42 protein-coding genes and 1 riboswitch are annotated in these 26,983 nt (G+C 42.2%); of the genes, 17 read left to right on the top strand and 25 right to left on the bottom strand.

Features of this window, described 5'->3' with window-relative positions; genetic code table 11:
• Positions 1–16: 16 nt before the first annotated feature.
• Entirely contained in the window at positions 17–232 is a 216-nt protein-coding gene (locus RG959_RS15555) for a hypothetical protein (RefSeq protein ID WP_342797893.1), read from the bottom strand.
• Between the two features lie 198 nt (positions 233–430).
• Between RG959_RS15555 and RG959_RS15560 the strand changes: the two genes are divergently transcribed.
• Together RG959_RS15560 and RG959_RS15565 are read left to right on the top strand one after the other, a co-directional pair.
• Positions 431–688 carry a hypothetical protein gene (locus RG959_RS15560; RefSeq protein WP_342797894.1) on the top strand — a complete coding sequence of 86 codons (258 nt, stop codon included), beginning with the start codon at positions 431–433 and terminating at the stop codon, positions 686–688.
• Between the two features lie 90 nt (positions 689–778).
• Positions 779–1,414, top strand: coding sequence for an MBL fold metallo-hydrolase (locus RG959_RS15565; RefSeq protein ID WP_342797895.1), 636 nt, complete (start codon positions 779–781; stop codon positions 1,412–1,414).
• A 55-nt stretch (positions 1,415–1,469) separates the two neighbouring features.
• Here RG959_RS15565 and RG959_RS15570 read toward each other — a convergent pair whose 3' ends face one another.
• The 4 genes from RG959_RS15570 to RG959_RS15585 all read right to left on the bottom strand — a co-directional run bounded on the left by RG959_RS15570 (position 1,470) and on the right by RG959_RS15585 (position 3,769).
• Positions 1,470–1,976, bottom strand: coding sequence for a hypothetical protein (locus RG959_RS15570; RefSeq protein WP_342797896.1), 507 nt, complete (start codon positions 1,974–1,976; stop codon positions 1,470–1,472).
• 411 nt (positions 1,977–2,387) lie between these two features.
• Positions 2,388–2,828: a hypothetical protein gene (locus RG959_RS15575; RefSeq protein WP_342797897.1), complete on the bottom strand. Its 441-nt coding sequence runs from the start codon at positions 2,826–2,828 to the stop codon at positions 2,388–2,390.
• 238 nt (positions 2,829–3,066) lie between these two features.
• Complete coding sequence (locus RG959_RS15580) at positions 3,067–3,216, bottom strand: hypothetical protein (RefSeq protein ID WP_251273592.1); 150 nt, start codon at positions 3,214–3,216, stop codon at positions 3,067–3,069.
• A 370-nt stretch (positions 3,217–3,586) separates the two neighbouring features.
• Positions 3,587–3,769 carry a Spo0E family sporulation regulatory protein-aspartic acid phosphatase gene (locus RG959_RS15585; RefSeq protein ID WP_342797898.1) on the bottom strand — a complete coding sequence of 61 codons (183 nt, stop codon included), beginning with the start codon at positions 3,767–3,769 and terminating at the stop codon, positions 3,587–3,589.
• Between the two features lie 187 nt (positions 3,770–3,956).
• Between RG959_RS15585 and RG959_RS15590 the strand changes: the two genes are divergently transcribed.
• Complete coding sequence (locus tag RG959_RS15590; protein WP_342797899.1) at positions 3,957–4,385, top strand: hypothetical protein; 429 nt, start codon at positions 3,957–3,959, stop codon at positions 4,383–4,385.
• Positions 4,386–4,513: 128 nt separating this feature from the next.
• On the opposite strand, the gene RG959_RS15595 is transcribed toward RG959_RS15590, so the two are convergent.
• The 3 genes from RG959_RS15595 to RG959_RS15605 all read right to left on the bottom strand — a co-directional run bounded on the left by RG959_RS15595 (position 4,514) and on the right by RG959_RS15605 (position 5,456).
• Entirely contained in the window at positions 4,514–4,705 is a 192-nt protein-coding gene (locus RG959_RS15595) for a hypothetical protein (RefSeq protein ID WP_342797900.1), read from the bottom strand.
• Between the two features lie 187 nt (positions 4,706–4,892).
• The gene (locus tag RG959_RS15600) at positions 4,893–5,036 is read right to left on the bottom strand and encodes a hypothetical protein (RefSeq protein WP_342797901.1); all 144 of its coding nucleotides are present in this window, start codon (positions 5,034–5,036) and stop codon (positions 4,893–4,895) included.
• A gap of 87 nt (positions 5,037–5,123) precedes the next feature.
• Positions 5,124–5,456 carry a hypothetical protein gene (locus tag RG959_RS15605; protein ID WP_342797902.1) on the bottom strand — a complete coding sequence of 111 codons (333 nt, stop codon included), beginning with the start codon at positions 5,454–5,456 and terminating at the stop codon, positions 5,124–5,126.
• Positions 5,457–5,621: 165 nt separating this feature from the next.
• Between RG959_RS15605 and RG959_RS15610 the strand changes: the two genes are divergently transcribed.
• Positions 5,622–5,864: a hypothetical protein gene (locus tag RG959_RS15610; RefSeq protein ID WP_342797903.1), complete on the top strand. Its 243-nt coding sequence runs from the start codon at positions 5,622–5,624 to the stop codon at positions 5,862–5,864.
• 83 nt (positions 5,865–5,947) lie between these two features.
• On the opposite strand, the gene RG959_RS15615 is transcribed toward RG959_RS15610, so the two are convergent.
• Both RG959_RS15615 and RG959_RS15620 read right to left on the bottom strand, forming a co-directional pair.
• Positions 5,948–6,127: a small acid-soluble spore protein H gene (locus RG959_RS15615; RefSeq protein WP_251273586.1), complete on the bottom strand. Its 180-nt coding sequence runs from the start codon at positions 6,125–6,127 to the stop codon at positions 5,948–5,950.
• Positions 6,128–6,628: 501 nt separating this feature from the next.
• The gene (locus tag RG959_RS15620) at positions 6,629–6,991 is read right to left on the bottom strand and encodes a hypothetical protein (RefSeq protein ID WP_342797904.1); all 363 of its coding nucleotides are present in this window, start codon (positions 6,989–6,991) and stop codon (positions 6,629–6,631) included.
• Positions 6,992–7,309: 318 nt separating this feature from the next.
• Between RG959_RS15620 and RG959_RS15625 the strand changes: the two genes are divergently transcribed.
• Complete coding sequence (locus RG959_RS15625) at positions 7,310–7,558, top strand: hypothetical protein (RefSeq protein WP_342797905.1); 249 nt, start codon at positions 7,310–7,312, stop codon at positions 7,556–7,558.
• Positions 7,559–7,634: 76 nt separating this feature from the next.
• Here RG959_RS15625 and RG959_RS15630 read toward each other — a convergent pair whose 3' ends face one another.
• Together RG959_RS15630 and RG959_RS15635 are read right to left on the bottom strand one after the other, a co-directional pair.
• The gene (locus RG959_RS15630; protein WP_342797906.1) at positions 7,635–7,898 is read right to left on the bottom strand and encodes a hypothetical protein; all 264 of its coding nucleotides are present in this window, start codon (positions 7,896–7,898) and stop codon (positions 7,635–7,637) included.
• A 219-nt stretch (positions 7,899–8,117) separates the two neighbouring features.
• On the bottom strand, positions 8,118–8,225 hold the full coding sequence (locus tag RG959_RS15635; protein ID WP_285881603.1) for a YjcZ family sporulation protein: 108 nt from the start codon (positions 8,223–8,225) through the stop codon (positions 8,118–8,120).
• 108 nt (positions 8,226–8,333) lie between these two features.
• On the opposite strand from RG959_RS15635, the gene RG959_RS15640 reads away from it, so the two are divergent.
• A complete protein-coding gene (locus tag RG959_RS15640) occupies positions 8,334–8,498 on the top strand; it encodes a hypothetical protein (protein WP_309087374.1) in 165 nt (54 codons plus the stop codon).
• A 207-nt stretch (positions 8,499–8,705) separates the two neighbouring features.
• On the opposite strand, the gene RG959_RS15645 is transcribed toward RG959_RS15640, so the two are convergent.
• The 3 genes from RG959_RS15645 to RG959_RS15655 form a co-directional block, all read right to left on the bottom strand.
• Entirely contained in the window at positions 8,706–9,989 is a 1,284-nt protein-coding gene (locus RG959_RS15645) for an ATP-binding protein (RefSeq protein ID WP_342797907.1), read from the bottom strand.
• A 188-nt stretch (positions 9,990–10,177) separates the two neighbouring features.
• Positions 10,178–10,663, bottom strand: coding sequence for a YhcN/YlaJ family sporulation lipoprotein (locus RG959_RS15650; RefSeq protein ID WP_342797908.1), 486 nt, complete (start codon positions 10,661–10,663; stop codon positions 10,178–10,180).
• A gap of 278 nt (positions 10,664–10,941) precedes the next feature.
• Positions 10,942–11,100, bottom strand: a complete 159-nt coding sequence (locus tag RG959_RS15655; RefSeq protein WP_342797909.1) for a hypothetical protein — start codon at positions 11,098–11,100, stop codon at positions 10,942–10,944.
• Between the two features lie 652 nt (positions 11,101–11,752).
• On the opposite strand from RG959_RS15655, the gene RG959_RS15660 reads away from it, so the two are divergent.
• Positions 11,753–12,058 (top strand): hypothetical protein, encoded by a 306-nt coding sequence (locus RG959_RS15660; protein WP_242233074.1) that lies wholly within the window; start codon positions 11,753–11,755, stop codon positions 12,056–12,058.
• A 236-nt stretch (positions 12,059–12,294) separates the two neighbouring features.
• Entirely contained in the window at positions 12,295–12,966 is a 672-nt protein-coding gene (locus RG959_RS15665) for a Bax inhibitor-1/YccA family protein (RefSeq protein WP_342797910.1), read from the top strand.
• Positions 12,967–13,020: 54 nt separating this feature from the next.
• Here RG959_RS15665 and RG959_RS15670 read toward each other — a convergent pair whose 3' ends face one another.
• The gene (locus tag RG959_RS15670; protein WP_342797911.1) at positions 13,021–13,392 is read right to left on the bottom strand and encodes a hypothetical protein; all 372 of its coding nucleotides are present in this window, start codon (positions 13,390–13,392) and stop codon (positions 13,021–13,023) included.
• A 33-nt stretch (positions 13,393–13,425) separates the two neighbouring features.
• Here RG959_RS15670 and RG959_RS15675 point away from each other — a divergent pair, with 33 nt between their 5' ends.
• The 3 genes from RG959_RS15675 (at position 13,426) to RG959_RS15685 (ending at position 14,601) form a co-directional block, all read left to right on the top strand.
• Positions 13,426–13,566, top strand: coding sequence for a hypothetical protein (locus RG959_RS15675; RefSeq protein ID WP_342797912.1), 141 nt, complete (start codon positions 13,426–13,428; stop codon positions 13,564–13,566).
• 101 nt (positions 13,567–13,667) lie between these two features.
• Positions 13,668–13,758, top strand: a riboswitch (cyclic di-GMP riboswitch).
• 52 nt (positions 13,759–13,810) lie between these two features.
• Positions 13,811–14,146, top strand: a complete 336-nt coding sequence (locus tag RG959_RS15680) for a hypothetical protein (RefSeq protein ID WP_342797913.1) — start codon at positions 13,811–13,813, stop codon at positions 14,144–14,146.
• Positions 14,147–14,373: 227 nt separating this feature from the next.
• Entirely contained in the window at positions 14,374–14,601 is a 228-nt protein-coding gene (locus RG959_RS15685) for a LexA family protein (RefSeq protein WP_342797914.1), read from the top strand.
• Between the two features lie 88 nt (positions 14,602–14,689).
• Here RG959_RS15685 and RG959_RS15690 read toward each other — a convergent pair whose 3' ends face one another.
• Both RG959_RS15690 and RG959_RS15695 read right to left on the bottom strand, forming a co-directional pair.
• Positions 14,690–14,887 (bottom strand): hypothetical protein, encoded by a 198-nt coding sequence (locus RG959_RS15690; RefSeq protein WP_342797915.1) that lies wholly within the window; start codon positions 14,885–14,887, stop codon positions 14,690–14,692.
• Between the two features lie 341 nt (positions 14,888–15,228).
• On the bottom strand, positions 15,229–15,546 hold the full coding sequence (locus RG959_RS15695) for a DUF2642 domain-containing protein (RefSeq protein ID WP_342797916.1): 318 nt from the start codon (positions 15,544–15,546) through the stop codon (positions 15,229–15,231).
• A gap of 123 nt (positions 15,547–15,669) precedes the next feature.
• Here RG959_RS15695 and RG959_RS15700 point away from each other — a divergent pair, with 123 nt between their 5' ends.
• Entirely contained in the window at positions 15,670–16,089 is a 420-nt protein-coding gene (locus tag RG959_RS15700) for a hypothetical protein (RefSeq protein WP_342797917.1), read from the top strand.
• Between the two features lie 106 nt (positions 16,090–16,195).
• Positions 16,196–17,455, top strand: coding sequence for an ATP-binding protein (locus RG959_RS15705; RefSeq protein ID WP_342797918.1), 1,260 nt, complete (start codon positions 16,196–16,198; stop codon positions 17,453–17,455).
• Between the two features lie 59 nt (positions 17,456–17,514).
• Here RG959_RS15705 and RG959_RS15710 read toward each other — a convergent pair whose 3' ends face one another.
• The 6 genes from RG959_RS15710 to RG959_RS15735 all read right to left on the bottom strand — a co-directional run bounded on the left by RG959_RS15710 (position 17,515) and on the right by RG959_RS15735 (position 21,575).
• Positions 17,515–18,009, bottom strand: coding sequence for a L,D-transpeptidase family protein (locus tag RG959_RS15710; RefSeq protein WP_342797919.1), 495 nt, complete (start codon positions 18,007–18,009; stop codon positions 17,515–17,517).
• Positions 18,010–18,113: 104 nt separating this feature from the next.
• The gene (locus RG959_RS15715) at positions 18,114–18,542 is read right to left on the bottom strand and encodes a YugN family protein (protein WP_342797920.1); all 429 of its coding nucleotides are present in this window, start codon (positions 18,540–18,542) and stop codon (positions 18,114–18,116) included.
• Positions 18,543–18,680: 138 nt separating this feature from the next.
• Positions 18,681–19,538 (bottom strand): manganese catalase family protein, encoded by an 858-nt coding sequence (locus tag RG959_RS15720; RefSeq protein ID WP_342797921.1) that lies wholly within the window; start codon positions 19,536–19,538, stop codon positions 18,681–18,683.
• A 268-nt stretch (positions 19,539–19,806) separates the two neighbouring features.
• Positions 19,807–20,337: a GNAT family N-acetyltransferase gene (locus RG959_RS15725; RefSeq protein ID WP_342797961.1), complete on the bottom strand. Its 531-nt coding sequence runs from the start codon at positions 20,335–20,337 to the stop codon at positions 19,807–19,809.
• Between the two features lie 167 nt (positions 20,338–20,504).
• On the bottom strand, positions 20,505–21,254 hold the full coding sequence (locus RG959_RS15730) for a TraR/DksA C4-type zinc finger protein (protein ID WP_342797922.1): 750 nt from the start codon (positions 21,252–21,254) through the stop codon (positions 20,505–20,507).
• Between the two features lie 156 nt (positions 21,255–21,410).
• Positions 21,411–21,575, bottom strand: coding sequence for a hypothetical protein (locus RG959_RS15735; RefSeq protein WP_342797923.1), 165 nt, complete (start codon positions 21,573–21,575; stop codon positions 21,411–21,413).
• 191 nt (positions 21,576–21,766) lie between these two features.
• Here RG959_RS15735 and RG959_RS15740 point away from each other — a divergent pair, with 191 nt between their 5' ends.
• Both RG959_RS15740 and RG959_RS15745 read left to right on the top strand, forming a co-directional pair.
• Complete coding sequence (locus tag RG959_RS15740) at positions 21,767–22,420, top strand: glycoside hydrolase family 25 protein (protein WP_483298897.1); 654 nt, start codon at positions 21,767–21,769, stop codon at positions 22,418–22,420.
• A gap of 548 nt (positions 22,421–22,968) precedes the next feature.
• Positions 22,969–23,805, top strand: a complete 837-nt coding sequence (locus RG959_RS15745) for an STAS domain-containing protein (RefSeq protein ID WP_342797924.1) — start codon at positions 22,969–22,971, stop codon at positions 23,803–23,805.
• 71 nt (positions 23,806–23,876) lie between these two features.
• On the opposite strand, the gene RG959_RS15750 is transcribed toward RG959_RS15745, so the two are convergent.
• Positions 23,877–24,794 carry a substrate-binding domain-containing protein gene (locus tag RG959_RS15750; RefSeq protein ID WP_342797925.1) on the bottom strand — a complete coding sequence of 306 codons (918 nt, stop codon included), beginning with the start codon at positions 24,792–24,794 and terminating at the stop codon, positions 23,877–23,879.
• A gap of 122 nt (positions 24,795–24,916) precedes the next feature.
• Between RG959_RS15750 and modA the strand changes: the two genes are divergently transcribed.
• Together modA and modB are read left to right on the top strand one after the other, a co-directional pair.
• Positions 24,917–25,720 carry a molybdate ABC transporter substrate-binding protein gene (modA, locus tag RG959_RS15755; RefSeq protein ID WP_342797926.1) on the top strand — a complete coding sequence of 268 codons (804 nt, stop codon included), beginning with the start codon at positions 24,917–24,919 and terminating at the stop codon, positions 25,718–25,720.
• A gap of 4 nt (positions 25,721–25,724) precedes the next feature.
• Entirely contained in the window at positions 25,725–26,381 is a 657-nt protein-coding gene (gene modB / locus RG959_RS15760) for a molybdate ABC transporter permease subunit (RefSeq protein WP_342797927.1), read from the top strand.
• The last annotated feature ends 602 nt before the right edge of the window (positions 26,382–26,983 follow it).

The raw sequence follows: 26,983 nt of genomic DNA on the forward strand, positions 1-26,983 counted from the left end.
CCGGCTTGCTTGTTTATTAGTACATGGCATTAGGAGGAGGCGAGAAGGAAAAAGAAGACGGGCTATGGTGTTTTTCCAGCATTTTGAAATGCCGTTCTAACTGATCGACGTATTTAAGATGAAGCAATTCAAAGTGCATATGCTTTTGCGGATCTACATACTCATATCTTTTTGCCAGCAGGCCATACAAACTCGCCATATCCAAAAGATCTTTTAAGGTTTGGTCCATCATCTCAAAAAAAGCCTCCTTTAAAGAGTTACTTTAAGATATTCAAATACGGAATCTTTGTATAAGCCGTATGCCTGTTCTTTGACCGTACACTTGAAGCGGCTATGTATAAGGTTTTCTTTTGCGCCGGCAAAATAGAGGTGAATTTTGCCCTTTTTGGGGGAACATAAAGAATAAAGCTAAAAAAGGAGAGTGAACAAAATGGAAAGAGATTCCGGTACAGAAAATGTTATTGACGGGATTAGTCAGCACGAAAAAGACGTGTATCGTTTTATGAGAGACGAATACGAAAGAACGGTGAGCTACGGTGATGCGTATGATGCTAAAGTGCAGGATCCTCAGCTTACCGCACTTGTGAGCCGTGAATTTAATATTTCCGCTGATGAAGCAAGAAACATTTATATGGATGTTGAATCAAAAATAGCCGATTTTCGCAGGAAACAATCAGGAAAAGTATAAGCGCCTATCCGGGCGCTTTTTTGCTGGGCAGCACATCCGGAAAAGGACAGCCGTTCTTTCATGATAAAATGAGGAGAAGAGGTGATAGACATGGAATGGATTGGGCTGCCGGCAGGGGCGCTTCAAGCGAATGCATACGTGATTTACGAGAAAGGAAGAGCCTTACTGATTGATCCAGGCGGAGAAGGGAATAAAATTCGGCGGTTTATCCGGCAGAAAAAATTGCAGCCGGAAGCCATTCTTTTAACACATGCCCATTTTGATCATATAGGGGCAGTGGAACCGCTTCGGGAGGAATACAGTATACCGGTTTGCCTTCATCACGCTGAAAAAAAGTGGCTGTTGAATCCTGCTTTGAATGGATCGGCTTCTTTTGAGGGAATAGAGCCTATTGTAGTAAACCCCGCTGATCAGCTATTCACAGGGGAAGGAAGGCTTTCGATTGGCAGCTTTTCTTTTGATGTGTACGAAACTCCGGGACATTCTCCCGGCAGTGTCAGCTTTTATTTTAAAGAGGGAGGCTTTGTTGTTGTAGGAGATACCTTGTTTGAAGGAAGTATCGGCCGTACGGATTTAAAAGGCGGGCAGGAAACCCAGCTGTTGAAAAGCATTCATCAAAAGCTTTTAACGCTGCCGGACGATACATACGTACTGCCGGGTCATGATAGTGTGACAACGATTGGCCGGGAAAAGGAAAATAACCCTTTTTTAAAGAAGCATAAATAAAACTTACATAAAAAAGCTGTGTTTGTTAAAAGAACAAACACAGCTTTTCACGTTTTTAAGCGGATGTGTCTTTTCCTGCCTGTCTCTCTTTCCAGGAGGCATGCATTTCCTGAACACCGCTTATAACTGTTTTTAATCCTTTTTTTCGGATTCCTTTTGGTGAAATAGGTTCCATCAATATGTCTGCTCCAGCCGCTCCCGCAATCGTTGCAAGAACACCAGCAGTTCCGGCAGCCACTGTTCCGGCTGTGACCGCGGCTCCCGAGACGGCTCCGGTGGCAGTGGTTACCGCACTGGCTAATCCGGCCGCACCGGCAGCCGCAGCTGCGCCAGCGACGGCGGTCCCGGCTGTGGTCACGGCTCCGGCAGCGACCGTTCCAGCCGCTGCAGCCGCCGTCGCTGCAAGCGTTCCAGCTGCAGCAGCGGTACCTGTGACAGCAGCAGCGGTGCCGGTGATGACAGCTCCTGCAGCCGTCGCGGCAATCGCGCTAGCAGCCAGCGGAGCGGCTGCTGCAGCTGCCACTCCACCTGCTACATAAGCAGCACCTTTCCAAAATCCCATACAAACACCTTCTTTTTTGATTGTTACCTGTATTCGTTTAAGCAGGAAACTCCTATACTCATTATGTACCCCGAATGGTCTTTCAGCACACATTTAAAAGAATGAACGCCCGTATGAAATCTTCCCGGCGATCAAGCCTGTAACAACAGGGGGTGTAATCACAGCTTGATGCTGTTTATGATCACTGAATTCTTTGAAAGAGCAAGAAAGGGTACACCGCCCATTTTTGAAAAAGTGGAAAGGGATAAGGAATCGACTGTACATGACTTTGGGGCAGTTTAATGAGCAGCTGCAACGGGTACACTAAAGTATGGTTTGGTAAGCCGTGTATATAAAGTACCCATTTCGAAATAGTACACACATAATAAAAGCACTCACAGGGCGTGAGTGCTTTTTTGTTGGCTGAAAAACTTATTTTTCGAAGGAAAGTTCAGGCTGCTCTGGCTGGGCCGGGGGAACAGGCTGCAGGACAGGCTGTTCTGCGCTCGCTTCGTCACTCATTTGGTTATCAGATGAGGTTGTATCCGCCTGATTTGTTTCTTGGTCCGTTTGTTCTCGGTCAGCCAGTTCATTATTTGCTTGATTCACCGTTTTACTGTCAGTTGTAGAATCCGCTTTCTCCTTTTTTTGTGTATCTGCTTGGTTAAACCAATCGGATACATAGCCGTCTTTTTTTTCAGATGTCTGGGATGTTGTTTCTTTTTCCTGTTTGGTTTCATTGCTTGTTGTATCGTTTTCATTTGAGGCAGCAGGCTGTTCCTTTTCCGGTGCGGTTGTTTCGGTTTGTTCAGCTGTTGCGTCTTCGGTTTTTTGTTCTGGTTTGTCTGTTAAAAAAACATTCAAAAGCAGCAAAAAACAGGAAAGTGCTGCAAGCAGGGAGACAAAAAGGTACATACTCGATTTATAGATTTTTATAGCCGCTCATCTCCAATAACAGGACTTATTGTGAAAGTATAAAGCTATTGTACAATACGAAAGAAAAGAACCGAAGAGGCGGCTGCTTTTTTTATATCCTACACTGCAAGCAAAGGAGTAGGTAAAATTAATAATGTACAAAATTCAAAAAAATAAAGCAGCCGAAAGGGCTGCCCTACGTTGACTGCTCACACAAAGAAATAGCTTCGTTTAATAACTGAATGTCACTTTGAATCAGTTCTTTAATCTCCGGATCATCGTATCGGTAATAGTCATTAATTAATTTTCCCAGCTCATTAGACAGGATGATGGCTAGATCTTCCATAGTAAACGCTCCTAGATAAAGGTTTTTGCGTAATCCTTATTTAATTTTACCTAAAATAGGTTTAATATACTAGCTATAATTACCTATATTTTATGAAACAAATGAACAGACCGGTTTTTAATAAAAAACTCATTGGGCCGGCCGCCGGAAAAGAAAATGCTCTGATGAACCACCAGCAGGGCCAGACTCCATTATGACAGCAGAAAGCCAATAAGGTTCAGCCTAAAAAGCTTCGGTCTGGTTTTTCAATGATCAGGAGGGCTGGGAGCGCATAAAAAAGCAGCCAGGTGAGAACCTGGCTGATACAAGGTTTACTTATAGGAGTAGGATTTGGAACTAACAGTTCTAGTATGTACCATTTGAAAAAATCTTAAACAAGAAGCACCTGCCTGTTTTGAAGCTGGGCATGAAGAATTAATGTATTTAATTCTTCACTGTAATAAAGCGCTTCTGCACTGGAAAGTCCATAGAGCTGAACCGCGGAAGCCAGCAGCCCGCGGACTCTTTCGATTTCTTCATACAAATAACCTATAGGGTCTTTTTTATTTAGCATCTTTTTTTCTCCATTTATGTACTTCGCAGGTTCAGTTACCCAAAAAAGAAAGGGGGGAAACCTATTTATATAAAATGTAAATGGTCTTTGAACAAAAGATATGGTTGAAAGCTGTTAAAGCACTGGGAAAAGAAAGAGAAATTTGTTATGTTAATAAAAGCATGAGGTACATTTAGGAGGATATAAAGTGAAGATATTATTCAAGCTCTTCATTGGACTGGCATTGCTTTTGGCTCTTCTAGGAGCCGGACTGTATTACTTCGGAACCAAAATTGCATCTGATAAAATAATGGATGAAGTAGCACAACAGATTGAAAACAGCGGAGAAGTGGAACAGATTAAGCAGCAAATTAACAACAACCCAGAACTGAAAAAGCTGGTGGAAGAAGGCGCAAATGCCGACACTTCTTCTCTTCCGTTTACGACAAAAGAAGAAGCGGCAAGGGAAATGGTGAAAAAGTTCAGCCCAGGCGAGCTTAAAGACATTCAATCGACCGTACAAGGCGGCCTGACAGAAGAAAAGAAACAAGCATTATTAGAGACACTCCAGAGCAAGCTGACTGAAGATGAAATACAGGCTTTAAAAGTGCTGGCTTACAAGGAACTTTATCAATAAAAGAGGGACACCATCGGCGGGTGTTCCTCTTTTTTTTATTTAGTCGAACTCATAACGAGGCGCTTCTCTGCCTGTTTACATGGCCAAACAGTAATAAGCCCCTGTTTTGATAACGAGGGGCTCTTCTGTCAACTTTGTGTTTGATCTTGTTCGATCCACCAGTCGATTTGATCTAAATCAAAAATAATGATGTCTAAACCAACTTTTTTATGAGGAAGCTTCTTATTTGTGATTAGATCATAAATATCCTTTTCAGCAATTGGATAGTTTACCGGCTCAAGATAGGAGATTAATTTCTGTATTCCTTGAATTCTTCTCATTTCATCACCTCCCACAAATATTTCTCCGGGCTTGGGAGAGAAAAACTTGTGTAAAGGATCAAATGAGTGAATATAAACCTTTTTACCCTGTTGGGCCCAGCTATATACCTGATCGTTCAATTTTTAAATGATCCATGTAAAATGGCAGCTGCGTATACATGAGGCAGCTGCCATTTTAAACATGAGTTCAACGGCTGTTCTTTTTTAAGTCATCCATCTGTTCTTGAATGGTTATATGGTGAATAACGGTTAAAATCAAAATAATAATATTTAATACACTTGATAAGATCGTACCGCCTAAGAGTATACATTTTGCTCGGGAATGGAGCATATGATCACCACTTTTTTAACGGAGTAGGGTCAGATGAAAAAACAAAGCCTGTTTTACATACACACATTTAAAAAGGGTTTGGCACGTTTACTCTACCCGTATCGTATTGGCATCGCCAAATTGCTGCTTGCTGTTCTTCTGCTGCGAGCCCTGGCTGCTGTATGAGCCGTTTTGTTGATTGTCCCCTTGGCCCTGGCGGCTTACATTTTGACCGCTTGTTTGATACCGGGCGCCTTCATTGTTGTTTTGGTTTTTCGGCTGGTTTTGGCCGTTTTGATTCTGGTTGTTTTGGTTTTGGTTATTGCCCGTTAATGTGTCCATAACATTTTCAATGCCTTTGCCAATCGTTTCTAAAATACCGCCGTTCTGCTGGCCGTTTCCATTCTGCTGGTTGTTTTGGTTTTGATTTTGATTCGCCATCTTTTTCACCTCCCGAGCTTTATCGTGCGCAAACGAAAAAAAATTATTTATAAGTCGGCCAGGTGCTTTTTTCAAGGCGCTGTATGGATCGATATGTTTTTTGGTTGAAGATAAAGGGAAAGGACATGCTACTGAGTAAGAAACTCGTTAAGGAGGGACTTGAAAATGGGCGTAAGCCGAAAAAAACAAATGCTTATGAGTGGAATAGCGGTTCTGTTTACACTTGGACTGGCTGGCTGTGGAAACGAAGAAAATCCGCCGACTGAGCAGGAAGAAGTTGAGCAAAACAATCATAGTGACATTAATGAAGGGATGAACGAAAAGAACGATACAGGCACGAATGAAGACGATCAAGTAGAAGTCGATCCGAATGATGGCGAAACCGAAACGAATGAACAAGGTTCGTAAGCTGGAAAGGAGCTTGCCGGCAACTAATGAAAAAGTGTATCTGGCTCCGCACAGATACACCTTTTTCTGATAACACAAAGAAATTAATGCTCTTTTAAAGCAGCCAGGGGAACACTTTGTTCTTTTTCGGGCTCATCCAGAGGATAAATACGAGCCATTTCATTGTCTTCGTCTACATGCTGGATATAAATAGGTAATTCGTTAAACGTCACGTCAGCCATTACAGGAGAAGCGGCGATTTCCTGAGCTCGTCGTAAATTCATCATTGTGGCCTCCTTTTGTTTGATAACACTTTTAACGTTTACTTAAAAAGCGTTCCTTATTCTGCCTGATGTGAAGTGAACGAAAGTGTATCTGCTGCCAATGTTTTGGCTGCTTAAAACGAGGAGGGGTGTATTAGAAGTTCAAACAAACAAGCCGGTTCAAAGCGCAGCTTGTTTGTTTGAATACGTCCCATAATGAAGGCCAAGGTGCAGCTTTTCCATCATCCTGCAATGCCGTTCCACCTGATTAGCATATTGAAAATGAAGCTGGTCATTATACACGTGCTGCTGCGGATCTATCTATATACTCGTGCTTTTTTGCTGACAGGCCATACAAGTTCGCCATAGCTAAAAGATCTTTTAACGCCTGATCCATTCAAACAAAAACTCCTTTAAAGGATTACGTTATTTGAGTGATCTGGCATAGGTAAGCCATTTGCCTGCTATTGTGGATGATCTCATGTATGAGAGCAGCCGCCGCTTCACCAGCTGAAGGCGGGATTACTTTTGGGCTTCATTAGCCGCTTTTTGTTTGATGAGGCTGTCCCGCTCGGCGGAAAGTGCTTCGTTTTCTTTCTTTAAACGGGCCACTTCCTGTTTAAGCGCGGCGCTGTCTTCCGTTATGATCTTTTTTTCTGAAAGAGCTGCTGCATTGGCTTTCTCCAAAGCTATACTATATTGTTCGGCACCCGCCATCTTTCCCTCTAATGTGCTTATCTTTTCTTCCAATATCGTAATTTCCTGTTTAAGCCGGTTGTTTTCATCCAAAGCGGCTTCAAAATCCTTGTTTTCATTTCCAAGCATCGCCAGCGCAACAAGAAAAATCCCCCCAAAAAGTGCCGGGTAAAAGATGCGCTTGAACACACGATGCTTCCTGTTGAATAAGCTGCACAAAAAGTGAAAAAGAAAATATAAACAAGCAAAAGCGATCAAAGTAAGTCCGAGCAGGCTAACTAAAATCAAGCGATCCCTTCTTTCAAGCGAGCTGTGATTTTCCGTGAATTCACGCCTGGGCTGGAAGCGGGCAGCTGACGAGGGAACATAATTATGTTTATTTTCATCCAAAAAACAAAGAAAAGCCAGCTCTTTAAGCCGACAAATCATAACAATATCTATTGAAAAAGGTTGCTATTTTGTTTTAAACAGTGTTAGCTAAAAACAGTACATAGGAGGAATCTTTACATGCGCGATAAACAGCAGAGCACCTTTTACATTGTTGATTATGAATGGACAGGGCAGCACATTTTATTTGTAAAAGCAGCGGGCTTCGATGCCGAAAAGGGGAAGGCATTTGAGGAAGTCATTAAGTTTTTAAGAGGCAGGCCGTTTGGGGACAGCATTCATCCCCAAAAGTCTTCTCTGTCAGCCGCTTGCAGAAAGGGCCTTCATGCTTATATAACAAAGAAATTTAACGGCAAAGAATTTGATTAAAAAGGAAAAACAGCACTCCTGGACGAGAGCTGTTTTTTGGCATTGTATCATAAACACCATGCGTTTTGACGGAAGTTTACCGTCTTTTGGCTGCTTCACATGTTAAAAAATCAAGCTGTTTTTGCATGGCTGTTAATTGCTTTTGAATCGACTCTGTCTGCTGTGGTGCTGAAGACTCGGCGCTTGCTGCTTCCTCTAAAGCGAGCAGTGCGGCAAATGTGGCAACCGCATCCGCGAGGGTTGTAAGGGCTGTAGCAAGAACCGTCAGCTTGGCTGCATTCACTTCAAGAGACGCCGAGGAGTTTTCCTGTTGAGCTGCTTTTACATAACGCTGATTCACTATGTGCCTCCTCTCCCAATGGAATAAGCATATATCCGTTCACATTGTATGCAGAAACAGGCACAGTGTGCGAAGCAGCAAGGCTTTTGTCTGCATGTAAAAAGCAGCTGTATGACCAGGCATACAGCTGTTAACATAGTGGTTTGGCGGGTAAAACCGGTCAGAAAGCAAAAGCAGGAGTCATGTAAACAAATCTTGTGCATACTCTCTTAATACCTATTAAAATCCTCCGCCAACGTAAGACGCACCAATGATAATAAGAAGGATAAACAGAACAACAATCAGCGCGAAGCCAGATCCGTATCCATCACCGTTTTTGTAGCCCATCATGATCACCTCCTTTTCCATATAGTATGAGAAAGTAAAGGCGGCTCTTGTGCGAATGGTCATAGTGAAACAAAAAATGTTAGAGGAATCGTGAAAGGAGCAGAATGCGTGAAGTATGGCTTTGTTGTGAAGGACAATAAGGTTGTCGCAACATTTCGAGGCAAGGGGCAAAACTTTAATATGGCTGCTCACGCATTTATGATGTCTGGTTACGGGATAAGGTGGGTGTCTGCCGAAGAATATCAAGCAGAAAGGGAAAAAACGAAAGAGTAATACCGCCTTTTCCAGATTAGCAGTAGAATGTACGCAAAAAAAAAGCAGCCAGGCAATGCCTGGCTGAAAAGTCATGTTCACTTGTAGGAGTTGGGGTTGGGAACTAACAATCCTATTATGAACCTCTCCATAAAAATTTATACAAAAAAGCCAAAAAACGTTTCGTGTTTCTCTTGAATGTCCGCTTTAAAAGAAAAACGGGACAGGCTAGCCAGCGGAGCCTGACTGCTCAGCAGCAGGAAAGGAAAGAATAAAGCGTGTACCTTTTGCAGGCTCACTTTTTACTTGAACGCTGCCGCGCATAGACTTGACGGTACTGTAAACCACCATTGTGCCAAGTCCTGTGCCGAGATCCTTTGTTGTGAAAAAAGGGTTTCCCAGGCGTTCAATTTGTTCTTTATTCATTCCAATGCCTGTATCCTCTACAGTAATAACAGCATGATCTTTAAAGCGGTTCAATTCGATTGTCAGGGTGCCGCCACCGGGCATGGCTTCAATTCCGTTTTTTGCAATATTGAGGATACATTGATGAAACTTTTCTTTTTCTCCAGCCAGCAAGCTGTTTTTCTGGAAATTTGTTTTGATTTCTACATCATTCATAGCTGCATAAGGCTCCACAAAATGTGAGATACTCGTTAATTCATGCTGCAGATCTAGCACTTTTACATTTTCCAATGAAGGCTTGGCAAAGGTAAGGTAGTCTGTAATGATCGACTCTGCTTTGTTTAAGGCATCTACAGCCGTGCTGATGTAATAATCCTTTTCTTGATTGGAAAGCTGCGGGTCGCGCAGCAGCTGAAGAAAACCTTTCGTGACGGTTAACGGATTTCGCACTTCATGAGAAATACTGGCGGCAATGGTGCTGACGGTTTTTAATTTCTCGAGCTTCGCTATTTCTTCGGACAATATCATCTCTTTTTTTGCTTTTTCAATCATCCATATACAAAGGAGGAGGCCGATTGTTTGAAGCGCTGCGATCAAAACAGCGAATACAATAAACGTTGCCGTGACAGTTAATGGCAATAAAAGCATATTAAGAGCCAGTGTAGATAGGGCTGCAGTCAAGGAGATGCACAGAGCAATCCATAGTTTCTTTTTAAGAACGGCTGTTTTTTTGAAAAAAGGCAGAACCACAACCCATAAAAGCAGCAGCAGAGAATAAACGAAGAGGGCGGATAGAAAGTCTGGAACTCCCAGTACAAAACGATAGCCGAGTAAAATGGCTGTCAGAATGCAGGCAGCCCGGCGTCCTCCGTATAATGTTCCGATGATCAAAGGAATTTGGCGGAAGTCGATCGGTATTTCTTTTAAAAGAATAATAGGAAAACTCATTGAAAACACAATCGATATCCCACAAATCAATATAATAATCAGGGTATGTGCAATCTGGTTTACTTTCCGTTCCAGGAATTTAAAATAAATTGTAAAACCGAAATAAATCAAAAGAGTGTTTAATAAGAAGCTTTGAATATTAGTAAGAAGAATATCCAATCTTGCAACTCCAGTCGTGTAAAGTGGTAAGAGATGAAGGGATTTTTCACTCCAGCTCTGATACGTTTTTTATCATAACACGGAAGGAGCTTTTTTCTTCTATTTGATTAGTAAAAAATGTGAAAAATAAAAAAACGCCTTCAATCAAACAAAAAACCCGGCTGCCCAGCCGGGTAAAAAACGATCTGTTATTCGCTTGGAAACACTCTGCGAACGGTATCGCTAAATTCATCAACAAGTCCTTCTACAGGCTCTCCTGCTTCAATCCGCTCAGCATAATCCTTCATTTGAGTAGTGAAATCCGGGTCTTCCGAAATATACACCTCTTCAAGGGACGTATCTGATTCTTTTACTTTGTCTTCCATGTCTTTTTTCAGTTCGTCCGTTACTTGAGTGCCATTTTCTAACTGAACGGCGGCATAAGCACGCTCTCCTGTTGCCAGAACAGTGGCGTCTTCTACTTTATCCATGTCCTCAAGGCTGCCCTCTGCTTTATCCAATACAGACAGGCGGGCTTCATTATTACCTTCGTCATTTGTTGTCTGCTCATTATGCGTATCATGTTCAGCTGCATTATTGTCGGCTTTGTCTGCTGTTTCATCATTATTATTCATACATCCGGCCAAGAAAAAGATGGTCATACAAGCCGCCAAATACATTGATGCTTTTTTCATCGAACATCCTCCTTTGTACAAGTTAAAATGAACAAAGGATATTTTCTCCAATGGATGCCGGAATATACCATGAAGATGAAAAAGAAGCCTTTATGAAAAAGGCTTCCTGATATAACCATTCTTGTATAAAGAGTTTAAAAATAAAATGGAGGAACGATCAAATGAGTCCGGCCGTACTTTTTATGCTCAATCTATCGACATGAACGGGTCGAGCCCGCACAGAAGCAGACACCGCTCGTTTCGATTACCATACATCCAGATAAAAATAAAAAACTTTTTTATATCGGCTGTTTACATTGTACTAAAGCTTTGCTTAAAAGCTGGATATCATCTTGAATCTGTTCTTTAATGATTAAATCAGGACATTTTAAATAGTCATCAACGAGCCGTTCCAGTTCAACAGATAAAAGAAGGGCAACCTCTTTCAGAGCAAACACTCTCCTTTAAATAAATTCTCCCCATTTTACATACTGTCCGTGAACATGGAGAGGTTGAAAAGGACAAAAAATAAAAATGGTTATTTTTAAATTTTATGTGAAGAGGAAGAAAAACATTCAAACAATTGTGTGCGAAATAAAAAGGAGGCAGAATCAGCATGAATTTCTGCCCAGAGGATGACCAGCGCTTGACTAGGATGATTTCTTTTTGTAAAATGCCATCATTTCTCGAATGGAACGCATAATTTCTTTGAATTGCAGAGCAAATAAACACAGGCTGGAGAAAGAAAAAAACACAACCGGAACAAATCGAAACCAGTGCATAAAATCCTCTCCGTTTCTGTCTAGCGATAAGTATACATCCTTAAAACTGCAGTGACTTTCTGTTCACTTATCTAGAAACGAATGCAGTGATTCCTGTTTGCCAAGAACACGTTCTGCACGAACTCATTATATGCGGTCCCTTAAAAGAGATGTCTTTTTTCGCCGCTTATTTCCATCTCCTGATGAAAGGGGTATCGAAACAGGAGAAAAGCCGTCTGTCAATGGAAGAGGCAGGCGGCTTTGTGTTTTTAAACGGGTTAAAAAAAGCGGCTTTTATTGAATAAAAAATAATAAATGGACCATACTGACGGATACAGGTGGTGAAACGATGATAACAAACAGCCGCATGATGCTGTCCGGGCACATTATGTTAATTGAAATTTTAAACCGTCCGTTTTACCGTTTTGCCATTGTGGCAGAACAAAGAGACCGGGATCAGCCTTTTATCAAGCCAGTGCCTATTTATGGGACTATTACATTTAATAAAAACAAACGTGAAGTTGTCGCAGATAGTTTAAACACTTCATTTGGCAATCTAGAGAGCAGCACCCGGCAGTGGATTGAAAAAAAGCTCATGAAAGAAATTGATGAATACCATGAGCGGCAGCTGCTCGTTCAGCAGAAGCACTCGTAACAAAAAGAGCATCCATTCGGATGCTCTTGCTCTCAGCCTGCCTTCTAACTTTGCCTATACAAGCCTGAAGCTTCCTTATAAAAAAGGAAGCTTTTTTGTGCGGCTGAGCGGCTTTATTACTGGTTATTAAAAACGGAAATGGAACATTAAGTGATAGAGAAAGTGAAAAACAATGAAACAAAAGAAGGGGTTGATCCGTAGAAAAAAATGAAACAAAGAGAAGGAGACTGGTTATTATGCAATCAGGAAAATCATTAATTACGTCCCATGTGCTGCCGAGGTTTTTCAGTGCGCTTTTGCTTTCGTTTATCGGTACATTAGTTGGCGGGATGTTTATTCCAGAAACAGTAGCACTTGCTTTAGGCCTGGTTCCGATCCTTGTACTGCTGCTGCTTTTAATAAAATCATTTTCAGCGGGAAGAAAAAGAAAGAAAGGACTCAGTACGTATGGATTGAGGCTTCCTATGTGGCTCGTGTACGTGTTTACGCTGCTGGTTGGAATTTCTATTTATCCGGCTATCGATCTATATGTCGACGCGATGGGGATGGCGCTCGTTGTAGCAGCGTTCGGTATTGCTTCCGCTCTATTCGGCGGATTGTTTGTTTACACATACTTTACGAAAAGAGATTTCTCCTTTTTGGGCGGTATGCTCTTCTTTGCACTGCTTACACTGATCCTGCTCAGCATTGCCAACATTTTTATTGGTTCCAGCTTTATGGACCTTGGTCTTGCTTTTGCTGGAATCCTTATTTTCTCCGGCTATATGCTATATGATATTTCCCGGATGAAGGAGTCAGGGTTTAAAAAAGCGGACGTGCCAGCAGCGGTCTTTGATTTGTATTTGAATTTTATTAATATCTTCCTGGATATTTTGCGGGTGCTGAACTTTTTCACCTCAAGAGACTAAGACACCCTTTGGGAAAAGAAAGTCCCGGCCGCATATAGGCCGGGACTTTCTTTGTTATTGATTGTTTTCCGTTGGATTATTTTCAGGGTCCAGTTGGTCATCGGTTGTTCCATCATCGATACCGTTATCCTGATCTTTTCCGTCATTGATCCCGTTAGCATCTTCGTTGTTGCCGCCGTTTTCTTGATCCGTCCCATCGTTGACGCCGTTTCCTTTGTCGTTTTCATCTCTTAGTTCGGTATCTAAATCGCCTTCTGTTTCATCTTGTTCAGTTTGATTTTGGGTATCGGTATTGTTTTGTTCTTGCATTTGATCCTGCTCATTATTGGTGTCGTCATTTTGTCCGCCGCCGCAGCCAGCCAGCCCGAGTACGAGCAAAGCCGTTAGCCCGCTGACAAGAAGTTCTTTTGTGCCGGTTAATTTCATGTGTGCATTCTCCTTTAAGTAAGGTTGTCGTCAATGATAGCATGCCCAGTGTATGAAGAAGTAAACAAAAAGAGCAGGATGACCAAAGAATTTTTGGCAGGCAAAACGAATCCGTTATTGATCCCAAGTCATACATTCCGCTATCCAGAACAGGTTAAAGCAGACGGCGATTGAGCCAAAAGGTTGTATAGTGTATAGGTATAAAAAGCTAATTGGGTTTGTAATATAGTTTATTTCGGCTTGACTTGACATAATTCGACATGATTTAATGGGACTAAAGATAAAGGCAAACTTCTCCGAAAGGGAAGGACGCAAAGCCACGGGTCTACTTTTCAGCCAGTGAAAAACGACAGCCGGGTTGCCAAATAGGGAAGCTTCTCCGTATTTGGTTGAATAACTGTTTAAAGCAGGAGGAAACATGCGGAGAAAATCAAACGACGTAAAAGCACATGTAGAAAAATTTTTTGTTTTATTGAAAAACTATCCGGACAGTACAGATTCAGCTTTAGTTTTTGTACGGTTTTTACGCTCTTTTTTAAGGGACTGCTCCCAGCCGGAAGTACTGCCTACGATTGAAATTATGACACTTTTAAAAGAACATAAGCCGATCGCGTTTTACTCTATGAGAAAGCTTTCAGAGCATGATAACCTATTGGCTTTTTTAACGGGTTTATCGATGAGTCCCCAGGAAGCCGAAAATAAGCTTCAAGCCATATATGAAAGCCGGGAATATAAAACAAAGAAAAGCTCCTGATGAAGGGAGCTTTTTTTGTTTAAAAGCGGGGGCTTTCCTTTAATTGTGGAAATATGTAGTTGGATTTTATTTGAAAAAGGAAACATTTGTTCGTTACAATAAAAAAAGGAGGAGATCAAGCAGATTATATAAACATGTATCGCTTTACATGTTAAGAAGTAAAAACATTTTTGTCCTGCTATTTGGGTGTCAACCGAAGAAATCCTGCGAAAAGGAGGAAAAACCATATGCTTAATCAGCTTTCCGTCCGCCAGCAGAAAATGCTTCTTTATATAAATGAGTTTGTCCGCACGAAAAATTATCCGCCTACGATACGTGGGATTGGCAAAGCGGTAGAACTAAAATCTGCTTCAACTGTAAAAGGCCATTTAGACCGCTTGAAAGAATCCGGCTATGTAACCTGGGAAGATAGAAAGCCAAGAACCCTGCGTGTAACCGGAAAATTTGTTCAGTAAAGGATTTCATCAGGACGGCAAACAAAAAGCGAACCGGGAAAGATCGGTTCGCTTTCATAAGAATGCAAATGATACAAACCCAATGTAATCAACTGTTCTTTGGGATCCGGTTTTCTGATAACCACCAGTCAATATGATTTAAGTCAAAGATCATCGCCCCGTTCATCAGCTTTCTATGAGGAAATTGTCTTTTTCGGATTAAATCCTCAACCTCTTCATGTGTGAGCGAATAATGATGGGCATTAAGGTATGTGAGTAAGCTGGGAATGCCTTGAACTCTCCTCATATGATCACCTCCCACTCTTTATTCTCTGTTATCTGAAAAAAGTGGAGAAATATGCTGGAAAAAGCAGACAAGAGAATGTATATCCAGCGTACCCGTTTTTTGAAAGACGCAAACGATTTAATTGGAAGAAGGCATCGGCCGTCAGTTGGGCAGATGGTCTGCTTTCTGGTTTTGTTCCTCTGGTGCATTTAATTTGCTGTTTGGGCTGGAGCCTTCATAAAAAAGCGGGCCGATCACGGTGATAGCGGCCGCAAAATAAACAAACGCAGGTATACATGCAGGATGACCTTTTAAAAGAAGTTTATACACAACCGAACCAAAAAACCTGAAAGTGTCCACTTTCAGGTTTTTTGGTTCGGTTGTGCCATGCTGAAAGAAATAATGTGCGGATATCGAATGTGATGATGAACATCATTGATGGTTAACTGAAGATGATCAATGGCCACTCCAGTCAGCTTTCCGGTCAATAACCCGCCGGTTGTGTCTACTTGAATCGTTTTACCGCTATGCATTAGAAGGTGGTCGAGAAAGACGGGTTCTGCTGTTACGGTATAAACCGGTGATAATTGCTGCATAATGGCTGGAAATTGGGGAGAATACAAATAATGTCCTGGCGGCAACAGCGAGTGTTGAGGCGGATTTGGATATTCCTGTACCATCGATTTCACTCCTTTATATAGTTACAGTATGCGTCCATTGGCGGAGTGACACTTTGCCTTCGTGTACTTTCCGGCTTAGCTCGCTCATAATGTTAGGACAAGCAGAAAAAGGAGGGTACTGTAATGAAAAAATGGATCGCAGCGGCTGCAGCGGCTATCGTATTAAGTGCCTGTTCGGCAGAAGAAGAAATGGTTCAAAGCACGTTTTCAGAAGGGACGGAATCAATTATTGAAGAGCCGTCAGAGGAAGAGCTGGCCGAACAGATGAAAGAGGAAGCCGTGCCGGCGAAATTTACGGAGTTAAATGCTGACGAGCCGCCAGTCGGTAAAAAAGTGGCTGCGACAGGACGTGTTACGGAAGTGATCGAACCCGGCTTAACGGGCTCATTTTTCCTTCAGGCATCGGATGGCACGTATGTGATTATGAATGCCACACAGACGGAAGTCGAAATAAATGAGAGCGTTACGGTGTATGGAACAGTGGCAGTGGAAAAAGCGAAAGATGGAACATCGGCTATCAATGCAGTGATTATTGAGAAGTAGAAAACGCTTTTAAAAAGCAGTTGCAGTTCCAGCGAAGGATCGATTATTCTTAAAGAAATAACATGAATGAGCCGATTTTATACATTCAAGAATGGTCGGTGCCTTGATGGAGCTTATCATAAAAGATTTACTTATTAATTTTTTATTTGTTCTTCTTCCGATCTTTTTTATGCAAATGCTTTACCTCGTTTCCTACTTATACCGTTTTGAAAAAGTAAAGGCATCATGGTTTGTTGTGTTTCCGATTATATCTTTTGTTTTATGCATGCTGTTTCCTTTTTCATTTGGAGACGGATTTAACTTTGACTTGCGCCGGGTTCCTTTTCTGCTGGGGATTTTATATGGAGGGCCGGGATTCGCTGCATGGCTGCTTCCGGCTTTGCTTGCTGCCCGCTTTTTTATAGGAGGATCCGGCTTTTTTATAACCCTTTTTACCTTTACGCCTATTGCCGTGCTGGCGATGTTTTTCTCGAAGTACTATTTAAAGATGCCGTTAAAACAAAAACTCCCTTCGGTGGGCGTGCTTATCCTTTTTTCTTTGCTGCTTACAACGTACGTGGCCGGGCAAATATATGATATGCATATGACGGTAAGTATGTGGGTGATCTTTTACATACTTAATATTGTTTTTATCCTGATTGCTGCCGTTTTGTTAGAGGTGATTAAAACCAATTTTGATGTATTGCAAAAGCTGATGAAAGCAGAGAAATTAGAGATTGTCAGCAACCTTGCTGCTAGCATTTCCCATGAAGTGCGAAATCCGCTGACAGCCAGCCGGGGATTTATGCAGCTTTGCTATGAAAGTGACATACCACCGGAAACAAAAGAGCAAATTCTGATTTCCATTCAGGAACTGGACCGGGCTACGGGCATTATTAATGATTATTTAACATTTGCAAAACCCGCTCCCGATGAGGCAGAAGCCATTATTCTTCACGAAACAATAAATCATGCTGTGAACGTGTTAATGCCGCTGGCCAATATGAACAGTATAGAGCTCGACGTGTCTGCAGAAAAAAAAGAGCACTGTTATATTCTTGGTGAACGAAAAAAGCTCGAGCAGGCTTTAATCAATATCATTAAAAATGCAATCGAAGTCATGCCGAACGGCGGTAAAATAAGGATCAAAACAACATATGAACATCATCTTGCTAAAATCCGTATTTGCGATCAGGGAAAAGGAATGACACAAAAGCAAATGGCTCGTCTTGGTGAACCATACTTTACAACAAAAGCAAATGGAACCGGTCTCGGCATGATGGTTTCTTTTAGAATTATTCAAAGTTTAGGCGGAAGAATCCACGTTACAAGCAAAGTCAATAAAGGAACGTGTTTTGTAATCGAGCTTCCGACCGTCCATGAATAACAAATGAACATCATCTGAAAAAGCCTGGCTCACAAGCCAGGCTTTTTCAGTTCAGTATACTAAGGCCGAATGGATACAGGAGTCCCAATAGGAATCGTTCGGGAAAGCTCTTCCACATCCTTATTGTGCATTCGAACACAGCCTTTAGATACATATTTTCCGATAGAGGAAGGATCATTTGTGCCGTGAATACCATAACTTTTCTTCGACAAACTCATCCACATCGTTCCGTACGGCCCCCCCGGGTTGGGTGCTTTATTAATAATGATAAAATCTCCTACAGGCGTTTCATGCAGCATTCTGCCAACGCCAACTGGGTATACTTTTCTGACTTGACCCCGGTAAAATAGTGTTAAAGTTCGATTCGAGAGAGAGACCACAATGGAAAAAGGAAGGCTTGCGGGAGAAGGGAAGCCAGGAATGGTAATGCGCTGTCCCACATAAATCAAATTGGGCGTAATACCCGGATTGCTGGCAATAAGAGCGGCTAATGAAATCCGGTAGTCTCCTGCAATTGAGGAAAGTGTTTCCCCGCGTTTTACAGTATGAATCACGTGATTCCTCCTTTTTTGCTTTGACCCTTTAGTTTATTCAAGGCAGCCGCAAAACGGGAGAAATCGTACTAATATTCATACTAATATAAGTAACAGTATGAACATCAGCTGGCGCTCAGCCCTTTTTCCAAATGTTGAATCAGCCGGCTGACTGCTTGTTCTCCTGCTTCTTCCCATTTGTTTTTTTGATTGATGGGCGCGTCAGAAGAAACGGGATCTTGAAATTGGTTCCAGCCGGATGCTGTCAGTAAAGAATGCTCGTCTTTTTCTAAGCCCATATTGATCACATGTTTAATAATAAAAGGAGATTGAAACGAAATAAAAGCATCATACTCATCAAGCATACCGTCGAGTACTGTAAACGGAAGGCGAATATAAATGGTTTCGCTTTTACTGTTCCATAATGTGTGATCAAAGCTGCCAGCGTCATACTCCCAATTTCCACCCAAGTTGTATCCAAGCTCATTCATTTTGTCTCTTATATCACCAAAGCGGGCCGTTTTTCCTTCCAGCTCTGTTTGCAGCTTTAACATATTTCTTCACTCCTGTTCCGAAAGTTCGTTTACAGTTTTGACGGTAAATCTGTATTCAATACGTACAGTGACCGAACGAAGTAAAAAAGCACCTACACCCCGAGTCTGTTTGAACCCGGGGTGTAGGTGTGTGGTGGACTAAGCGTTCAAGTCGTTTGTTCCTGGACTATGTTCATTTGGCATCTCCGGCATAAGGGGAACAGGGAAGCCGGCCGGCGGATCGACAACCGAAAGCGTACCATCATTTCGGCTTGGAGACTCGCCTTGGAAAATTTGGGCTATTTTTGTTTCATCCATTCTGAAGTTAAACAGCGCGTTGTGGTAACCCATTTCTACATACTTCCGGCATTCTGGGTATTTATTAATATCGTAATTTGGAACCGGGAACAGCTTGCCCCAATCAACTCCCAGTGTTTCAAGTGCTTTGGCAAATGCATTTTGATGGGCATTATCCCGGACAATCAGGAAAGCCAGCGTTTCACGAAATGTTTGGTTGCTGCTCATTTCGTAAATACGTGTTTTTTGCAGAACACCCGTTGATTCGAGAACGAGGTTATCAAGCAAATCCCCGATCAGGTTTCCGTGGCTGTACACCCAGGAGCCATTCCACGGATTTCCTGCTGCGTCTACTGGAAGAGAAGCCTGGGCGCCGATAATATAATGATGCGGATTCGCATGCTTGACTACGTCACCGAGCGGCGCTCCATCTGCTCCGGAATTGCCCGGCATAGAGGACTCACCGGAACCATTGAGCAGCTGGTTAATGGTGTTTTGTACAAGCTCTACATGGGCAATTTCTTCGAGAAAAATGCCGCGAAGAAGATCCCGGTATTGAACGGCCTTTCCTCTGAAATTGGAGCTTTGAAAGAAAAACTGCATCATTGTCCGCATTTCCCCGAAATGTCCGCCTAATATTTCCTGCAGCACTTTTGCAGCAGCGGGATCGGGCTGGTCTGGTGCTACAATATTGATTAATTCTTCCTTGTAATAATACATATATCCCTGCCTCATTTCTTCATATTGGTTGTTCAGTCGTTATCATGGCAGAGACCTGTTCGTTTTATTCATAGGGCAGGATTTCTTTCGAAGAAAACGAGTCATGCAATGGAAGGATTTTGAGGAGGAAAGTACATTCGGTAAATCTAAGGAGCCGTCTCAAATAAAAAAGTGATAAAGGAGATGAAGGATAACAAGTGCGGGGTGTTTTATGACGGATTATCAATCGCTGCCCTCATCAGGAGATGAGGACAGCGATTAGCGGTAATCAATCTGTTTTTAAACGTGAATAAAGAGCAAGGTCAATAAATGTTCCTTTTGACTTTTCGCTTTTTCGAAGGATGCCTTCAAATGAAAAACCTGTTTTTTGCAGCACTCTAATGGAAGAAAGGTTTTCAGGCTCTGCTTTTGCTTCCACTCTCATCAATTGTAAATGATGAAATGCGTAATCAATCAAACACAATACCGCTTCCCCCGCATATCCGTTTCCCCAATAAGGCTGGCCAAGATCATATCCAATTTCAGCTTTTGCATTTTCGAAATCAAGGCTGTTAAACCCGCATGAGCCGATGACTTGATCCGTTTTTTTCTCGGTTAAAGTATACCGGACAGCTCTGTTTTCGTCTGCCAGTTGGTTTAAAAAATGAATCATTTGCTCCGCCTGTTCCACATTAGTAAAAGTATCAATGTTCATAAACCTTGTAACGGCTGGATCAGACCAAACTGAAAATAGGGAAGCAGCATCCGCTTCTGTTACTTTACGGAGTATGAGCCGCTTCGTTTCAAAGAAATCGATCAACAATCTTTTTCCCCCTCCACATGCAAGATAATTTATTGAATAAAAGCGTGGGTTTCTCTGTGCATCGTCCAGCTCCTTTGCAGCATAAGCTTTTTTTATTATAACGTGTAAAAATAATTATGGAAATAAAAACCAGCTGTCTCATGAACAGCTGGCAAACAAGAAGTTTATTTTCGTTCTGTGTACGGGTCTTTTTCCGCCGGAGGAAGATCGCCTAAAGAAGACATTAAGTCTTCATCATCAAGCACTTCTTCATACAATTTATGCTCTCTGCTTGGATAAACGTCCACTCTGTTTCCGTGAATATCAACGGCCGCAAAGTTTTCATAATCCTCCACATAACCTTTATTTTCCTGTGATTCCACGTACATGTCTCCGTATTCCTCCGGCGAATTCATAAAGTCCGCCGGTGTTTCAGAAGTGCCGTACTGGGCAACATCCTGCCAGGCGTCTTCTGCATCGTAAGCAACATTTTCTGATTTATCATCAAAATCAAACTGTCCAAATGGCGGCGCAAGAACGGCTTCTTCAACGGGCCGGTCGTTTGAAATGTTTTGGTCCTGTGAATGCTTCAGACAAAACAAAGTGGTTGGCACGGCTTCTAAACGCTCTACAGGAATTTCTTCTTTACAGGTTTTACAAATACCATACGTTCCATTTTGAATCGCTTCTAGTGCTGTATTGATTCCTTCCAATTCAAACCGGCTATGTTCATTCAACGCTATATCTTTTTCCCGCTCATATAACTCTGTCCCCACATCACCCGGATGATTATCGTAAACGGACAATTCCCTCGTCGAGTCAGACAAGCTTCTTTGCAATTGGAAGTGATCAGTACCCTCAAATCGGGATTCCAATTCCTTTTTTCTGTTCGTTAACTCTGTTTGAAAATCGGCTAATTGGGTTTTGTTCAGCATAAGGTTCAGTCCTTTACATTCCATTTTTAACGTCTTTCAGCATATTCATTTTGAAAAGGGCAAGCTCTTTTAAAGTATGATTCCCAAAGCAGCCATTTTGACTCCTGCAGCGTGCAGTTGTATATTTTGGCACATAAAAAAAAGCGCCTTAAGCGCTTAATGTTCCTTTTTTATTTCTTTTTTGATGGGAATACTCTTTGAAAAGACCTTATCCGATTTTTCTTCGGAGTCTATGTTTTTTGGAAGGAAAATAATTGAAGCAATAAAGCTAATGGTTAACAATACACATAACAGCCATCCGAACATATCAATGGGAGCCATTTGCAAAACCTCCTTTGTTGAAAAAACACGATATTATAAATAAGATATGCGCTAGTTTGGACACTTAGCACTATAAATATGCAAAAGAGATGTAAGCTGTCCCATATTTTCGATAAAAAATAAATAGAGGTTTTAAAAACAGAAAAACAGGGAATAAAACATTATTTAATATGGAAGTGAAAGGCAGACGGATGAAACAGATTATAGATATTTCCCATCACCAAGGCGTCATTGACTGGAAAACAGCTCATCGCCATATAGAGCTGGCCATTCTGCGGGTGCAGGATGGCAGCACAACAAGGGACCGCTGTTATGCAGCTAATGCTGCAGCATGTAACGAGTATGATGTTCCATTCGGCAATTATGCGTTCTGCCGGTTTGTTTCAGTTAATGATGCGGTCATCGAAGCGCGCGACTTTTGGAAACGGGGTGATCAAAGAGCCGCTTTTTGGGCGGCAGATGTGGAAGTGAAAACGATGAATGATATGCGTGCCGGTACGCAAGCGTTTATTGATGAGCTTCGGCGTTTAGGGGCCAAAAAAGTTGGCTTGTATGTCGGCCACCATACATACAAGGCATTTGAAGCAGAAAAAGTAAGGGCTGATTTTGTCTGGATTCCGCGGTACAGCCAAAAACAGCCGGACTTTCCGTGTGACATATGGCAGTATACAGACAGGGGGAAAATTGAAGGAATCAAGGGACCAGTTGATTTAAATCGATTAACTGGAACAAAATCATTGGAGTGGTTTCTTAACAGCCCGTCTGAAGCCGTAACGAAAACAAAAGCGGAGAGTATAATCGATCTCGCTGTTTCATTTGTAAATAAAATAACAGGGGATAAATGACAAAAAGCCCCAGCCGCTAAGGGGCGGCTTTGGAGCTTTTTCAGGTTTCAAGTGTATGGCATCCATGGTCATAAAGCAAAAAGGAGCTTACCTAAACTCCCCAGTTGTCGATTTTCCGGTTTGCTCAACAAAAACATTCAACAGTTATCGGCTGTGGTTTTGTCTGTTTTCACGATTATGCTTTCGTGAGGAGCTATACTCGGATTCAGAAAACAATTTTGGTTTTCTCGACATGAAAAAAAGTGAACCAGCGAAGCCGGCTGTCAGCAAAGTAGATAAAGACCATCCGAAAAGTTCAATTGGTGTCATCTTGTAGAAAACCTCCTTGTTTTATCGTAATGAATTACTTCTTTACCCATCTTAAAAAAAATAAAACATATTCAGTTCAAAAATAAAAAATACTGCAGCTGCTGCCTGTTTTTGATTGTCTATATGTTTTTTAAAAGAAAAAGGCTGCTTATGCAGAGAGGCCGTGCAAGGATAGCTTATTTTACAAAAATCGTTTAAAATAACGAATGTTCATTTATTCAGCCGCAGGAGGAAAAAATATGAAGCCAGCTCAAGAAATCCGTGAGTTTTTATTAGATAAAGCAAAGCAGATCACTGAAGAGTGGTACGCTTCTTTGGATAAAAATGATCCAAGCGGCGTTTATTCCACAACTGATCCCCATGCTATTGAACTGCTTAAAAAGCAAAATTACGAATTCCATCTGCAATTCTGCGAGTTGTTTGTAAAAGAAGAAAGTGTTTTTTTAAAGGATTTGGAACAATGGATTATTCAAGTCGCAAAAGATGAGCAGCACTTAAATACACCAATGCATTTTATTGTGAGGGAATTTTTTAGAACACGCGACCAGTACTTCCAGTTTTTAGGAGAGTTTTTTTCTGCGCATCGGTCCGCTTTTCCACAGGAGAACGTTGATCTATGGAATCAGCGGGTTAGCCGGGGCATTGACAGCGTCGTGATCTGGTTTATGGAAGAGCACCATAAATTCTCTGTGAAACGGCTTCAATGCCAGCAGGAAATGATTAACGAGCTGAGTTCTCCTGTTATTACATTAAATCGTGGAACGGGACTTCTGCCGCTAGTAGGGGATATTGATACTGCACGCGCCAAGCTGATTCTTGAAAAAACGCTCGAGCAGTGCGCGGAAAAACGAGTGGATTGTCTGTTCATTGATTTGTCAGGTGTGATTATGATTGATACAATGGTGGCCCAGCAGCTGTTCCATCTTGTAGAAGCGCTAGGCTTAATCGGCGTCAAAACCACGCTGTCAGGCATCCGTCCGGAGCTTGCGCAAACAGCCGTGCAGCTAGGTCTTAACTTTGACAAGCTGTCCATTGCTTCCACGCTGTCACATGCGATGGCCGCCAGTGAAATGTAATAGAATATCAGCACAGAAAACCAGTTAAAGAGATGCCCATCAAAGGGGCCATTCTTTAACTGGTTTTCTTTTTAATCGGTTTCAAATAAAATAAGGCCTGTTTGTGAACAGTCGTAATTCCCGAGAGATCCGATTTCAGCCTGGAACAACGGAGAAGATACGATTTTTTGAACCGTTTGAACGAGCTCTTCTGTTTCGGACGTTTTTAATAGAACAAGATCATAGCGTTCTGTAATAAGCGGAATAAAATCAACACCCACCATTTGTGCGGCTTTCTCAATGCCGACGCCTGCATCGGCTGCTCCGTTTAAAACCGCCGATGCAACGCGCAAGTGGCTGTTTTCTTCCCGCTCATAGCCGTTTATAAATCGGGGAGAGAGGTTATGAATTCTTAGCTGCTCATCAAGCAGAATTCTGGCTCCAGATCCTTTTTCACGGTTGATAATGGTTACATGCTCCTGCCCTAAATCCGTCCATGAGCGGATGTGCAGCGGATTCCCTTTTTGAACGTACAGCCCGGCTTTCCTTGCTAAAAGGTGAATGACAGTATACGAGTACCCGCTCAAAATTCTTTTCACATAAGGCAGATTATAGTCACCGGTATCTCCATCATACATATGAAGGCTGACAATATCACACTTCCCCTGATACATCGAAATGAGGCTGTTCAAGCTTCCAGCATGTGAACGCAGCGCTTTGTAAGAAGACTCTTTTTCAATATGCTGGGCAAGGATATCAAGCGCAATATCCTGTCCGCTGATCACAATACTGGCTTTGTGTTCTGAATCACTGTGGGAAGGGACCGCTGTCGGGGCGGTAGTGGTCTGCTTTTTTACATAAAGGTCTAAATCTGCTGCAGACATGCGCATCTGCCGGCCAACTCGAAAAACCGGAAGCTCTCCTTTTTTAACAAGATCATATATGGTTAATTTTGATACTTTTAATAAATTAGCGACTTCTTCGATCGTATATGAGTGTTCTATGGTCATTTTCATCCCTCCACCTTTTATTTTACTCGAGCCTTTCTTCAAAGGAAATATTCCTTCCTGGCCAAGGATAAATTATAATTAGTTATAATGAGTTATAACTAATTATAACTAGGAGGGGAAGCATGAAGAAAAAAAGAATGTTTGCTTGCCTGCTGCTTGTATTGATCATTGGCTGTGCAGCCTGCTCATCAGCAGAACAAAGCAAACAGGCGAAGAACAACGGGCAGGAAGAGGAAAACATAATCATTACGGTGTCAGCCGCGGCCAGCCTTCAGGATGCAGTCGGTGAAATTAAAAAATCATTCGAAAAAAAGTATTCCAATGTAGACGTTACATACAATTTTGGTTCTTCCGGAACACTGGCACAGCAAATTTCGCAGGGAGCGCCGGTTGATGTGTTTTTTTCAGCAGCAGAGGACAAATTTGATGCTTTAGTAAAAGACGGATCCATTAAGCAGGAAAACAGTGCCGACCTTGTAGGCAATGATCTTGTTCTCATCGTACCGAAAGAAGGGGATGCCGCTGTCCAATCGTTTGAAGAGCTTCCAGCAGCACAGAAGGTCGCCATCGGTACGCCCGAATCGGTTCCAGCGGGTCAATATGCAAAAGAAACGCTGCAGCATCTCCATATTTGGGATAAAGTGAGCGAAAAATTAATTTACGCAAAAGACGTGCGGCAGGTGCTTACATACGTAGAAACAGGAAATGTCGATGCGGGAATGGTCTACAAAACCGATGCACTCATTTCTTCGAAAGTAAAGATAGCGGCGGCAGCCGAGGAAAAAAGCCATGCACCGATCATTTATCCGGCAGGCATTGTTGAAAGCAGCAAGCAGCAAAAGGAAGCAGCGCTTTTTTATCAATATCTGCAGAGTGAAGAAGCGATGAACATTTTTGAGAAGTACGGATTCAAAGGATTGCGCTGACACGATGGAGTATTCATTTTGGCCGCCGCTCCGTCTTTCGGTTGAGATCGCTTTTGTGTCCAGCTTCATCGTCTTAATCACCGGTCTTTTTTTCGGCAGAGTGATGGCAAATGTGTCGTTTAAAGGAAAAGCGGCTGTAGAAACTCTTTTTTTACTGCCGCTCGTCCTGCCGCCGACGGTCGTCGGGTTTCTATTAATTGTGCTGTTTGGACAAAACAGCCCGGTCGGCAGATTCATTCAATTAGTATTGGGCCAGGGTATTATGTTTACGTGGTGGGCTGCCGTCATTGCGTCAACGGTGGTGGCTTTCCCCCTTATGTATCAATCATGCAAAACCGGCTTCCAATCTGTTGATCGGGACATTGAACATGCGGCACGTGTAGATGGAGCGGGTGAGTTCGCGCTGTTTTTATTTGTAACCGCACCGCTCGCAATCAAATCCATTGTTTCGGGATTTTTATTAAGCTTTGCACGGGCATTGGGCGAATTTGGCGCAACGCTTATGTTTGCCGGAAACATTCCCGGAAAAACACAAACGGCTTCGACAGCTATTTACATGGCGATTGATTCGGGAAATATGGGGATGGCCTGGATGTGGGTGGGCAGTATGATTGGTATTTCGTTTCTGATGTTAGCCTGTATTCAGCTGATTAAATCCTAAAGAAAAGAGCTCACAAAAAAAGCCGAGGGGTTTCCTCGGCAAACGAATAACCAGCTGAAATAGGAGTTGGAGGGATGAAGTTCCCAACACCTACAGCTTATCCAACTTTTCTCAACAATATGCAATAGAAAGTAAAAAAGAATCCGATTAAAAAGAGAGCGCTTGAAAATGTGCTCTCAGTGTGTAAACAAAGTCTTTCGATTTTAAAAAAGAGCCGATAAGTGGGTGGAAAATTCATAAGCAAGAACTGACTAGACATTTTCTCTTTTTTAAACAGAAAGATATGACCTTATGAACTCTCTATACCATCTTATCGCAAGCCACTTGGCGGCAGGAGGGCGGCGCAGACTCCTATGGGACTAGCGGGCAGCGGAAACTGGTGGAGCACCAGGCGAAGTCGGACTCAGCGCCCTGCCCCATGGAAAGCGGAGCTGTCCGGACGCCGCCGATCCATCCCATTCATGTTCAAGGTCATTCATATCATTTGTCTACAGTCTGAGAGCGCTTGAAAAAGTGCTTTTTTTTTATGGCTGCTTTTTTTGTGCAGTAAATTTTTTAGCATGGTCCTTCTCTTTTATCATATAAATAAAACAAAAAAGAAG

Origin of the sequence: Domibacillus sp. 8LH (genome assembly GCF_038806185.1) — a bacterium.
Classification (GTDB): domain Bacteria; phylum Bacillota; class Bacilli; order Bacillales; family Domibacillaceae; genus Domibacillus; species Domibacillus indicus_A.